The organism is Comamonas sp. 4034 (assembly GCF_050434545.1).
In the GTDB taxonomy this organism is placed as follows: domain Bacteria; phylum Pseudomonadota; class Gammaproteobacteria; order Burkholderiales; family Burkholderiaceae_C; genus Comamonas; species Comamonas odontotermitis.
This window is the reverse complement of the sequence record NZ_JBNDIT010000004.1, coordinates 133,504-145,966: the sequence shown is the minus strand read 5'-3', so window position 1 is coordinate 145,966 and position 12,463 is coordinate 133,504. Positions and strand designations below refer to the sequence as shown.

Here is a 12,463-nt window from a genome sequence, read left to right as displayed (position 1 = left end):
GCCGGCCTACATGCGCCCTAGCGCCTGCACGCGCCAGGCCAGCCACAGCTTGCGCAGTGGCGTCAGACTCACGCGCTGGTGGAGCACCTGAAACTGGTCTGCCTCGATCTCGCGCAGCAGAGTGCGGTAGATGCTGGCCATCATCAGGCCGGGTTTTTGCGTGCGCCGGTCCTGCGGGGGCAGCAGCGCAAGGGCCTCGTCGTACAGCCGGTGCGCCCGCTCGGCCTGAAAACGCATCAGCGCGGCAAAGCGGTCGGAGTACTTGCGGTTCAGAACCTCGTGTGCCTTCACATCGAACTGTTGCAACTCTTCCACCGGCAGATAGATGCGGCCGCGCATGGCATCTTCACCCACATCGCGGATGATGTTGGTCAACTGAAACGCCAGTCCCAGCTTGTGGGCGTACTGCGTGGTCTGCTCACTGGTCTGGCCAAAAATGCGTGCGGCAACTTCGCCCACCACCCCTGCCACCAGATGGCAATAGCGCTGCAGGCCGGTAAAGTCGAGGTAGCGCGTCTGCTCCAGATCCATCTGGCAGCCTTCGATGACCGCCAGCAGATGTTCGGCCTGGATCCCGAACTGCGCGGCGTAAGGCATCAGTGCCTGCATCACCGGGTGGCTGGGTTGGCCCGCAAAGCTCTTTCTGACCTCGGACTGCCACCAGGCCAGCTTGGTCGCTGCAACGCCCGGGTCGCTCACTTCATCGACGACATCATCCACTTCGCGGCAAAAGGCATAGAAGGCCGTGATGGCGGCCCGGCGGTCCTTGGGAAGAAAGAGAAAGGCGTAGTAGAAGCTGCTGCCGGATGCGGCGGCCTTGTCTTGAACGTACTGCTGGGGCGTGGTCATAGGGGGCGTATTGTCCCATGGCGCAGGCACAAGCCGCAGGAGGCCGGCTGGCCGGGGCTTGGGGCATATCCAACGCGGGTATTGGGTTATTCAATGCGCCGGAGCCTGTGTTGCGCATGAAAGAGACTGCTATTAAATTTGTTCACAATTGCATGAATTCAGCGTTTTTTTATGAAAGTTCCTGCCTTTCTCCCATGAAAAACAAAAGCTAAGCGTTTCCATTCATCTGCTTTTGGCGCAGGAGATGCCTCGAAGCACCGTAATTTAATTGCGGATCAGACTTCTTTTTTGATAGTTTATATATATCTACAGTGTAATTTCAATACAATAAAGCTCTCCAAGGAGGGGGAAGAGGAGAGCACATCTGTCTCATGAGGGTGAGAACATGCAGATGTTGCCGATGGCATTGGTCAACCAATGCCGTGCGTGAAGGTCAGCTGCAGGCAGTGTGATTGACACACTGTTTGCAGCTGATTTTTTTTACGCCCATTGTTCCGGGATAGGGCTGGCGGCCATTGGGGTTGCCAGCCCTTTTTCCTTATGGGCGCCATAATCCTGGCATGCGCATACTGCTGGTAGAAGATGATCAGATGATTGGCGAAGTGGTGCTGGACGCGCTGCGCGCCGAATCCTGGGCGGTGGACTGGGTCAAGGACGGAGCCATGGCGGAAACCGCACTGTCCACGGGGGGCTATGACCTGGTGCTGCTGGATCTGGGCCTGCCCCACGTGGATGGCCTGCAGGTGCTGCGCGGCATGCGCGCCCGAAAGATGCGCATACCGGTGCTGATTGCCACTGCGCGTGACGCCATTGCCGACCGTGTTGCCGGGCTGGACGCCGGGGCGGACGACTACATCATCAAACCTTATGACCTCGACGAGCTGTTTGCCCGCATCCGCGCACTGGTGCGCCGTGCCAGCGGCAGGGCCGAGCCGGAGTATGTATGGGGCAAGGTGCGCATCGTACCGGCCACGCACGAAGCCTTCGTTGATGGCAGCCCGGTCGGCCTGTCGGCCCGCGAATGGGCGGTGCTGGAGCCTCTGATCGCCCGCCCAGGCAGGGTGCTGTCCCGCCCCCAGTTGGAAGAAAAACTGTATTCCTGGCGGGACGACATCAGCAGCAATGCCGTCGAGGTCTATATCCACGGCGTGCGCAAGAAATTGGGGGCGGACCTGATCCAGAACGTGCGTGGCCTGGGCTATCTGGTGCCCGCGGAGCAGCCAGACGCCGGGAGCGCGCAGTGACGCAGAACGCTTCCGGGGAGTCTCGTTCTTCTGCTGTGTCCGCTGGCCTCCAGATGCAGACGGCCAAGCCTTTCTCGCTGCGAGCGAGGCTGACCTGGGCCTTGCTTGCCGTGGTGGCAGTGGCCGCTTGCCTGCAGGCCTTCAGTATCTACCGCACGGCGCGTACGGAGACCGAAGCACTGTTCGATGGCCAGATGCAGCGTATCGCGCTGGCCTTGTCGGCAGGGCTGGCGTCGGAGGTCGCGTCCGATGCGCTGGCCGACCCGCAGACCAAGGCGCAGGACATGATTGTCCAGATCTGGCGTGCCGACGGCATCATGCTCTACCGTTCGAGCAATGCCCGCCTGCTGCCCCAGGTGGCGGTGCTGGGCTTCAGCGATGCCCGGGCGCACGGTACGGCGTACCGCATCTATGCGCTGCAGACGCCGACGCAGGTGATTCAGGTGGCGCAGGAGGCCGCATCCCGTCGCAAAATGGCGGGCGATGTGGCACTGCGCTCCATCGTGCCTGTCCTGCTGCTTGCGCCGCTCATCATGCTGGTGGTGTGGTGGGTGGTAACGCGCACTCTGGCGCCACTGCAGCGTACACGCAGCCAGCTGGCTGCGCGGCGGGCCGACGACCTCTCGCCATTGCCTGACGCCGACCTGCCGCAAGAGGTGCAGCCCCTGGTGCAGGAGATGAACCTGCTATTGGCCCGTCTCCAGGCCGCATTTGATGCACTGCAGCGCTTTGTGGGGGATGCAGCCCATGAACTGCGTTCGCCCCTGGCAGCCCTGCGCCTGCAGGTGCAAAGCCTGGCTCGCGCCCCGGATGACGCAGCCCGCCGCATTGCCGGTGAGCGCGTCACTGCCGGTATCGACCGGGCCACCCGCATGGTGGAGCAACTGCTGTCGCTGGCTCGGCAGGAAGCAGGGCAGATGCAGGCTGCTGCGCCGCAACCCGTGGACATGGCCGTGCTGTGCCAGCGCACGGTGGAAGAGCTGCAGCCGCAGGCGCAGCAGGCGGGCTTGCATCTGGCGTTTGCAGCCGATGCTGCATCACCTGCCATTGCGGGCCAGCCAGATGCGCTGGCGCTCCTGCTGCGCAATCTGCTGGAAAACGCGCTGCGCTATACGCCTGAGGGGGGCCAGGTGCGCTGCAGTTGGGGCAAGGATGCCAATGGCAGCAATGATGCCGGAGGCCCTGCGGTGCTGAGCGTGGAGGACAGCGGAGCCGGCATTGCCTTTGCTGAGCGGGAGCGCGTGCTCGACCGCTTCTACCGGGTGCCGGGCACGGCGGCCCATGGCAGCGGCCTGGGCCTGGCCATCGTGAATGCGGTGGCGCGCCAGCATGGCGCCCGCCTGGCATTGGACGATTCGCCCCTTCTGGGCGGATTGCGGGTGCGGGTGTTTTTTGATCCTGTTGCAATTACTGGTGCCTGATCGGCTTGCAATGGAAGGCTTGGATCGAGTAGAGACCAGTGATGGGCGAGTGGAACTTTTGTCTGTGCCTATGCCATATGCTTATGGCTGAGCCTGTATCCGGGGCATGTGCTGCAGTCGCGAAAATGGGGAAGCAAAAATAACGACCACCTGCACGGCAAAGCCTGCCAGGGCAACAAGCAGGCAGGTGCCTTCGCCCCAGCCCGTGCCCACCCAGCCGCCCAGGGCGGCGCCAATGGGCCGGGCACCGGCGTTCACCATCAGAAATACCGAGGACACGCGGCCCAGCAAGGCATTGGGCGTGACGTGCTGGCGCAAGGTGGTGGTGCTGATGGTCCACACCATGGGGCCCGATCCGAGCAGGAAAAAGCACAGACCTGCCAGGGCAGAACCAGGCCATGCCAGGGTTGCAACCAGGCATGCTGCAGCCGCCAGGCCCGCCACCGGCCCCAGTTGCACAGCCCGGCCAAAGGGCAGGGCAGCCATCAGGCGCGGGCTGGCCAGTGCGCCTGCCAGCATGCCCGCGCCATAGCAGGCCATGGTCATGCCTACGGCCCCGGCGTCCATGCCCAGGCTGCGAACGGCATAGGGCACGAAGGCGGTCTGCAGCATGAACCAGGCCAGATTGAATACCGCGCCTGTCACCAGCAAAGGCATCAGCAAGGCGTGCTGACCGACGAAACGCGCGCCTTCTCCCACTTCACGCAGCAGGTGCCTGCGTTGTGGAAGCTGCTGTGCCAGAGCGGGCGTTGCACCGGAGCGCAGCCCGAGAAGCGCGAGAACGGCAAAACCAGACAGTGCAACCGCGAGTGCCATCGTAGGCAGGCCGCCAGCCCATGCTACCAGGCTCCCCGCCACAGCAGGGCCGCTGGCAAATGCAATGCTGCGGGCCACTTCCAGGCGGGCATTGGCCTGAGCCAGGGCCGGGCGTGGAACCAGATCGGACACCAGACCAGGAGTCGCCACGCTGAAAGCCACCGTGCCGATGGCCCCCGCAAAGCTGAGCGCGGCCAACCACCCCACTTGTAAATGCGAACTGTGCAGGGCAACCAGCATGAGCAGCAGGGCGGTGAGCCGCAGCACCTCGCCCCACAGCATCAATTGCTGGCGCGGGATACGATCGGCCAGGCTGCCCAGCGGCAGCGAGAGCAGCAGGAACGGCAGGGTTCCCATGGCTGTCAGCAGGCCGATGTCGCCCACGCTGCTGCCCAGCACCAGCACGGCGACCAGGGGCACGGTTGCGAGGCTCAGCTGCTCGGCAGACTGCGCAGCCAGATTGGCGAGAGACAGGCGCTGAAAGGGAGAGGGAAGTGGTGAAGACTGCTGCATTGCGGAGAGCGCGTTGAAAGGACGAAATGCAGTGTCGTTGGCTAGAAGTCCGGGCTTGCTGCGAATCTTGCGCCGCAATGTCCGGTGCGGTGCAATCGGTCCTGAAAATGCCTTTTCAAGTGGAGCGCAGGAAAAGGCTTTCCGTAGCACCAGTCGGTTGTGCAAATTGCTATCAATTTAATAGTTAAGCTGTCATATTCCTTTGACCTGCCCAGGCATTTGCGGGGCAGTTTGCAGCTGTTTCCCACTCCCGTCTAAGTTTCCTCTAAGTCTGCGCATGCACAGTAGCGGCATCAACAGACTGAATGCATCAGAGGAGTTCAAAAATGTCGACCCCTTCTCTCCAACTGGGTTCCAAGAAGCTGGTGGCTGCTTTGCTCACCGCCGGTGTGCTGGGTGGCGTTGGCGCCACCGCCATGCAGCACGTGCACTGGAGCGCGAACGCGCAGAACGTGCCTGCTGCCGTGGCACAGGCCCCGGGCGCCATGGCGCCATCGGTCAATCTGCCCAATTTCACCGCCATCACTGCACAGGCTGGGCCTGCTGTGGTCAATATCAGCGTGCGTGGCACGCGCAAGGTCGGCAACGACGAAGACGATGATGATGACGGCGACACTGCCCCGTCTGCCAATCGCGGCCAGCAGATCGATCCTGGCGACCCGATGCTGCAGTTCTTCAAGCAGTTTGGCTTTGCAGTGCCGCAGCAGGGCATGCGCGGCTTCGGCCGCCAGATTCCGCAGGAAGTGCCGACGGCGGGCGAGGGCTCGGGTTTCATCATCAGCCCCGATGGCACGATCCTGACCAATGCACACGTGGTCAAGGGCGCCAAAACCGTGACCGTCAAGCTCACCGATCGCCGCGAATTCAAGGCCAAGGTGCTGGGTACCGACCCCAAGACCGATATCGCCGTCATCAAGATCGACGCCAAGGACCTGCCAGTCGCCCGCCTGGGTGATTCCAAGGCCGTTCAACAGGGCGAATGGGTGCTGGCCATCGGCTCGCCTTTTGGTTTCGAGAATTCGGTGACTGCTGGTGTGGTCAGCGCCAAGGGGCGTGCCTTGCCCGATGACAGCGCTGTTCCTTTCATCCAGACCGATGTGGCCGTCAACCCCGGAAATTCGGGAGGGCCGCTTTTGAACACCCGGGGCGAGGTGGTCGGCATCAACTCGCAGATCTACAGCAAGAGTGGCGGCTACCAGGGTCTGTCGTTTGCGATCCCGATCGACCTGGCAGTCAACATCAAGGACCAAATCGTGGAACACGGCAAGGTGAACCACGCGCGTTTGGGCGTCGTGATCCAGGAGGTGAATCAGGCATTCGCCGATTCTTTCAAGCTGCCCAAGCCCGAAGGCGCGCTGGTGGCGAGTGTGGAAAAGGGCGGCCCTGCCGAGAAGGCAGGCCTGCAGCCCGGCGATGTGATCACCGGCTACAACGGCCAGGCCATCGTTTCCTCCAATGACCTGCCCGCCGCCATTGCCACCGCCAGGCCCGGCGCAGAAGCGAGCCTGCAGGTCTGGCGCCAGGGCAAGCAGACCACGGTGCAGGCCACATTGGGCGGCAATACCGACAAGGGCGATCAGGTGGCCAGCAAGGACAAGGTGGGCAAAGGCAAGCTGGGCCTGGCGCTGCGCGAGCTGACGCCGCAGGAAAAGCAGGCCAGCGGCAGCAAGAGCGGCCTGATCGTGGAGCAGGCGGCTGGCCCGGCAGCCCTGGCTGGCGTGCAGCCGGGGGACGTGGTGCTGTCCATCAACGGCGCTGCGGTGACGGGAATTGACGAACTGCGTAAACAAGTGGCGCAATCCGACAAATCGGTGGCCTTGTTGATCGAGCGCAACGGGCAGAAGATTTTCGTGCCGGTACAGTTGGGCTGAAGCGCTTCTTGCCGCACCACATTTTGTAAGCACTCTCCTCGGGGGTCTTGAACCCCTTTTCAGGCCGAATCCCTGCGGGTTCGGCCTCTTTTATGGGCAGCAGATGTCTACATCCACAGGCTGCGCCAGAGCATGCGCGGCACGTCTGTCTTGCCGATGGTGCGCCGCTCCCACAGGCTGCGGCCTTGGAGGGTATCAACCTTGTCCAGAATGCGCAGGCCGCCTTGCACCACCAGGCGCAGTTCCCAGCCGGCGCGGCCGGGAACACGGTGCACCAGCGGGGCGCCGCTGTTCATCAACTCGCGGGCCCAGCGTGCCTGCTGCATGACCAACTGGCGCAATGCCGGGCTGTCCTGGCGTTGCTGCATGGCGGTCAGGCTGACACCGTGTTGTGCGCGGTCAGCGTCAGTGAGGTAGTAGCGCCCGCGCGGAATGTCCACGCTCAAGTCCTGCCAGAAATTGATCAGCTGCAGCGCGCTGCAGATGGCGTCGCTCTGTACCAGCGATGTAGCGTCCTGCACGCCATACAGATGCAGCAGCAGGCGCCCCACCGGGTTGGCCGAGCGGCGGCAGTAATCCAGCAGCTCCGCCCGGTTTTCATAGGTCTGGGCGTTCTCGGTCTTGCCGATGTCCTGCATGAAGGCGCTGATCAGGTCGTCCAGCAGCGGTACTGGCAACTGCCACTGATCAATGGTGGCCTGCAGCGGCGCAAACACGCCGCGCCAGCGGTTTGCAGGTGTCTCGCCCTGGGCAATGCGGGCGAGTTCGTCGCGGTAGGCCTGCAACTCGGCAATGCGTTGGGCGGCAGTGGCGTCACCTTCGTCGGCAATGTCGTCGGCTGTACGGGCAAAGTGGTAGATGGCGGCGATAGGGGAGCGCAGTGCAGGCGGGCACAGCCACGAGGCGACGGGAAAGTTCTCGTAGTGGGTGACCGCTGGCGCGGCGCCTCGGTGGGCAGGGGGGCGGGATTCGTTCACAGCCGGGATGCTAGCCGATCCACGAGCGGTGTTGTCCGAGCCGGGGTGGGCTGACGAGCCAGCCCTGCCGTCCATGGCCAGGGGCCACCGAGGTGCGCCCGCAGTGCTTTGCCGGGACAGCAAGCGTTTTGCCATGGGAGCCGATTGACAACTGGGGATGAAAACCCTAGATTAATGACCCATTGGTCATTAAATGACTGCCGGGAGGACCCATGAAATGGATGGGAGCTGCCGTGGCGGTCTGTTCTCCTTATTCCGGCCCACTACCATGTCTCAAGTTCTTTTCAAGCGTTCTGTGCGCACGGCTGCTGCGCTGGCAGCTGTCATTTTGATAGCGGCCTGCTCCAAGAAAGAACCGCCACCCGAGCCGATCCGTGCCGTCAAACTGCAAACGGTGGGTGCGGCTCCTTTGGTGGCCAAGGCCGAATTTGCCGGTGATATCCGCGCGCGTACCGAAGCGCAGCTCGGTTTTCGCGTGGCGGGCAAGGTGCTCAGCCGCAATGTGGAGCTGGGCCAGGCGGTGAAACCCGGCCAGTTGCTGGCGCAACTCGATGGCACGGATTATGCACTGGCTGCGCAGGGCGCCCAGGCCCAGGTACAGGCCGCAGTGACGCAGCGCGATCTGGCGGCTGCCAATTACCACCGTTTCAAAGAACTGCGCGACAAGAATTTCATCAGCGCGGCAGAGATGGAGCGCCATGCGGCGTCGCTCAAGTCGGCGCAGGCCCAGCTGGACCAGGCCAAAGCCAATGCCGCTGCCCAGGGCAACCAGACCGCCTATACGCGCCTGGTGGCCGATGTGGCGGGCGTTGTGACTGCGGTCAATGTGGAGCCCGGTCAGGTGGTGGCCGCAGGCAGCCCGGTGCTGCGCATTGCCAAGGACGGCGCACGCGACGCCGTGTTTGCTGTGCCCGAGGACCGCATTGCCCAGTTCAAGGCCGGGCAGCCGGCGCAGGTGTTGGTGTGGCCCGATGGGCAGACGCTCAGTGCACACATCCGCGAAGTGGCTGCCAGCGCAGACGCTGCCACGCGTACCTACCAGATCAAGGCATCGCTCGATGCGGCCGATACCGATGTGCTGCCCAAGCTGGGCGCAACGGTCACCGTCATTCCGCAGAGCGTGCAGGCGAATACAACGCAGGATGCAGGCGTCATCAAGCTGCCGTTGGCGGCACTGTGGGACAAGGCGGGTGTCAGCAACGTCTGGGTGTTTGACCCTGCAACCTCGGCCGTGCAGCCGCAGTCGGTAAAGGTGGCGCGCATGGACGGCAATGATGCCGTCATCCAAAGCGGCCTGCAGCCGGGCCAGCAGGTGGTGATTGCCGGGGTGCATGTACTCAATGCCGGGCAGAAGGTGACCGTTTTTCAATCAAAATACGCTCCTGCGCAAGACAGCAAGGCGCCAGATGCTACCAATTCTGTAGTGTCTGGTGGCTCTGGTGAGACGCTGCCTGCGGCGACCAAGTAAGAGGTGGCCATGCAAGACAACGCAACACCAGGCACGCCGCGGCAGAGCGACCAGGAAAAGCACCTGGACACTAAAGGCTTCAACCTGTCGCGCTGGGCGCTGCAGCATATCCCGCTCACGCGCTACCTGCTCATCGTGCTGCTGCTGCTGGGCCTGGGGGCCTACTTCCAGCTGGGTCAGGATGAAGACCCGCCCTTCACCTTCCGCGCCATGGTGGTGTCTGCCGCGTGGCCGGGTGCTACGGCGCAGCAGGTGGCCGAGCAGGTGACCGACAAGATCGAGCGCACCCTGCAGGATGTTCCCAACGCCGACAAGATCGTGAGTTACTCCAAGCCGGGTGAGATGCTCATCATCCTGAACCTGCGCGAAGACACCAAGCCGGGCGATGTACCGCAAACCTGGCTGACCGTGCGGAAAAAGGTGAGCGATATGCGGGCCACCCTGCCGCAAGGCGTGCTGGGGCCGTTCTTCAATGACGACTTTGGCGATGTGTACGGCGTGATCTACGCGCTGCAGGGTGATGGCTACAGCTACGCCGAGTTGAAGGAGTACGCCGACAGCGTGCGCCAGAGCTTGCTGCGCGTCAAGGATGTAGCCAAGGTGGAGCTGTTCGGGGTACAGGACGAGAAGCTGTTCATCGAAATCTCGCGTGCGAAGCTGGCGCAGCTGGGGCTGGACATGAACCAGGTCATTGGCCAGCTGGGCCAGCAGAACGCCGTGCAAAGCGGTGGCGAGGTGCAGGCCAGCGCAGACCGTGTGCAGGTCGAGGTGACGGGCGAATTCACGCGGCTGAACGATGTCAAGGCCATGCCCATCCGGGGGCCGGCGGGCGTGCAGCTCAAGCTGGGCGATATTGCCGACATCTACCGTGGCTACATCGATCCGGCCAAGACCAAGGTGCACTACCAGGGGCGACCCACGGTGGCGCTGGGCATCTCGATGCGCAAGGGCGGCGACGTGATTGCGCTGGGCAAGAACCTGCGTGCGGCTGTGGACAAAATTGCTCCGACCCTGCCCGCTGGCATGGGCCTCGCAAACGTGCAGGACCAGCCCAAGGCCGTGGCAACCTCGGTCAATGAATTTGTGCAGACCTTGATCGAGGCAGTGGTGATCGTGCTGGCGGTGAGCTTTTTGAGCCTGGGCCTGCACATCCGCAAGGGCAAGGAGCCGCTGTGGCGCCGTGTCTCCGTCGATCCGCGCCCGGGCCTGGTGGTGGGCATCACCATTCCGCTGGTGCTGGCGGCTACCTTCCTGGCCATGTGGTATTGGGGAATCGGCTTGCACAAGGTGTCGCTGGGGTCGCTGATCATTGCGCTGGGCCTTCTGGTGGACGACGCGATCATTGCCGTGGAGATGATGGTGCGCAAGCTCGAAGAGGGCTACGACAAGGTAAGTGCGGCCACGGCGGCCTACGACATCACGGCCAAACCGATGCTGACCGGCACCCTGATCACGGCAGCGGGCTTCATGCCCATTGGCATTGCCAAATCCACCACCGGTGAGTACACCTTTGCCATCTTTGCGGTGACGGTGATTGCGCTGGTCATCAGCTGGGTGGCATCGGTGTACTTTGTTCCGTATTTGGGAACCGTATTCCTCAAAAAGCCCAGGCATGCGCCGGAGAGCGAAGGCGCTGGTCACCACGAAATGTTTGACACGCCGTTCTACAACCGCTTTCGCCGCACCGTGGGCTGGTGCGTGGAACACCGCTGGCTGACGATTGGCGCCACCCTGCTGGTGTTTGCATTGGGGCTGTTCGGCATGACAAAGGTGCAGCAGCAGTTCTTCCCCGACTCAAACCGCACTGAAATCCTGCTGGACGTGTGGCTGCCCGAGGGCGCCAGCGTGGCTGCGAATGAAGAGGTGACCCAGCGCATCGAAAAGCGCATGCAGGAGCAGCAGGGCATGGAATCGGTCACTTCCTGGATCGGCTCGGGCGTGCCGCGCTTTTATCTGCCGCTCGACCAGGTCTTCCCGCAGTCCAACGTATCGCAGCTGATACTGCTGCCCACCAATCTGGCCGAGCGCGACCGGTTGATGCAACAGCTGCCAACCATGCTGGCGCAGGAGTTTCCTGAGGTGCGGGCGCGCGTGAAGCTGCTGCCCAGCGGGCCACCGGTGCCGTATCCGGTGCAGTTCCGCGTCATGGGGCAAGACCCCAAGCTGCTGCGTGAGCTGGCCAACGAAGTGCGCGCGAAGCTGGAAGCATCGCCAGACATGCGCGGCGTGAACGACAACTGGAACGAAGCCATCAAGGTGCTGCGCCTGGAGGTGGACCAGAGCAAGGCCCGGGCCCTGGGCGTGAGCAACCAGGACATTGCCCAGGCCACGCGCACCCAGCTGTCGGGCAACACCATCGGTCAGTACCGCGAAGGCGACAAGCTGATCGACATGGTGCTGCGCCAGCCCGTGGACGAGCGCAAGGCGGTCACCGATGTGGGCAATGCCTATGTGGCATCCAGCAGCGGGCGGGCGATTCCGCTGTCGCAGATCGCCAAACCCACCTTCGTGTGGGAGCCGGGCATTCTGTGGCGGCAGGGGCGCGAGTACTCCATCACGGTGCAGGGCGATGTGGTGGCCGGACTGCAGGGCCCGACCGTCACGCAAAAGCTTTGGCCCGATCTGCAGAAGCTGCAAGAGGGCTGGGCAGCCAAGGGACTGAACCAATACCGCATCGAGATCGCCGGCGCCGTGGAAGAAAGCGCCAAGGGCTCGGACTCGATCATGGCAGGCATGCCGATCATGGTGTTCCTCGTCTTTACCCTGCTGATGCTGCAGTTGCACAGCTTCAGCCGCTCGGTGCTCGTCTACCTCACCGGTTTCCTGGGAATTTCGGGGGTGACGGCGGCGCTGCTGCTGTTGAACCGGCCGTTCGGCTTTGTGGCGCTTTTGGGCGTGATTGCGCTCATGGGTATGATCCAGCGCAACTCCGTCATCCTGATCGATCAGATCGAGGCCAACCATGCTGCGGGGCTGTCCACCTTCGACGCCATCGTCGAAGCGGCCACGCACCGCCTGCGTCCGATTGCGCTGACGGCAGCTGCCGCAGTGCTGGCGATGATTCCGCTATCGCGCAGCATCTTCTGGGGGCCGATGGCGATAGCCATCATGGGCGGGTTGATCGTGGCCACGGTGCTGACCTTGCTGGCGCTGCCTGCCATGTATGCCGCCTGGTTCCGCGTGAAGAAGGAGCACAGCGACACCCCGCTGTCCGCTGCTGTCTGAGCAGCCGATTGCAGGCAGATGCAGCGCTTTTTTGCGCAGAACGGACCAGAAGGCGCAGGTCTTGCATGTAGAATTGCGG

Annotated in this window: 8 protein-coding genes; 5 read left to right on the top strand and 3 right to left on the bottom strand. The window is 63.1% G+C overall.

Annotated features, from left to right (window positions below):
• Nucleotides 1–6 precede the first annotated feature (6 nt).
• Nucleotides 7–849, bottom strand: coding sequence for a presqualene diphosphate synthase HpnD (gene hpnD, locus ABIE32_RS06255; protein ID WP_429014774.1), 843 nt, complete (start codon nucleotides 847–849; stop codon nucleotides 7–9).
• A 560-nt stretch (nucleotides 850–1,409) separates the two neighbouring features.
• On the opposite strand from hpnD, the gene ABIE32_RS06250 reads away from it, so the two are divergent.
• Nucleotides 1,410–2,093: a response regulator gene (locus tag ABIE32_RS06250; protein ID WP_429014773.1), complete on the top strand. Its 684-nt coding sequence runs from the start codon at nucleotides 1,410–1,412 to the stop codon at nucleotides 2,091–2,093.
• A 35-nt stretch (nucleotides 2,094–2,128) separates the two neighbouring features.
• Complete coding sequence (locus ABIE32_RS06245; RefSeq protein ID WP_429014771.1) at nucleotides 2,129–3,514, top strand: ATP-binding protein; 1,386 nt, start codon at nucleotides 2,129–2,131, stop codon at nucleotides 3,512–3,514.
• A gap of 81 nt (nucleotides 3,515–3,595) precedes the next feature.
• Here ABIE32_RS06245 and ABIE32_RS06240 read toward each other — a convergent pair whose 3' ends face one another.
• Nucleotides 3,596–4,843, bottom strand: a complete 1,248-nt coding sequence (locus ABIE32_RS06240) for an MFS transporter (RefSeq protein ID WP_429014769.1) — start codon at nucleotides 4,841–4,843, stop codon at nucleotides 3,596–3,598.
• Between the two features lie 326 nt (nucleotides 4,844–5,169).
• Here ABIE32_RS06240 and ABIE32_RS06235 point away from each other — a divergent pair, with 326 nt between their 5' ends.
• Entirely contained in the window at nucleotides 5,170–6,714 is a 1,545-nt protein-coding gene (locus ABIE32_RS06235) for a DegQ family serine endoprotease (RefSeq protein ID WP_224149971.1), read from the top strand.
• A 107-nt stretch (nucleotides 6,715–6,821) separates the two neighbouring features.
• Here the strand turns inward: ABIE32_RS06235 and hpnC are convergent, their stop codons facing one another.
• The gene (hpnC, locus tag ABIE32_RS06230; protein WP_429014879.1) at nucleotides 6,822–7,766 is read right to left on the bottom strand and encodes a squalene synthase HpnC; all 945 of its coding nucleotides are present in this window, start codon (nucleotides 7,764–7,766) and stop codon (nucleotides 6,822–6,824) included.
• 193 nt (nucleotides 7,767–7,959) lie between these two features.
• Here hpnC and ABIE32_RS06225 point away from each other — a divergent pair, with 193 nt between their 5' ends.
• Both ABIE32_RS06225 and ABIE32_RS06220 read left to right on the top strand, forming a co-directional pair.
• Nucleotides 7,960–9,159 carry an efflux RND transporter periplasmic adaptor subunit gene (locus tag ABIE32_RS06225; protein WP_429014767.1) on the top strand — a complete coding sequence of 400 codons (1,200 nt, stop codon included), beginning with the start codon at nucleotides 7,960–7,962 and terminating at the stop codon, nucleotides 9,157–9,159.
• Between the two features lie 9 nt (nucleotides 9,160–9,168).
• Nucleotides 9,169–12,384 (top strand): efflux RND transporter permease subunit, encoded by a 3,216-nt coding sequence (locus ABIE32_RS06220; protein ID WP_429014766.1) that lies wholly within the window; start codon nucleotides 9,169–9,171, stop codon nucleotides 12,382–12,384.
• The last annotated feature ends 79 nt before the right edge of the window (nucleotides 12,385–12,463 follow it).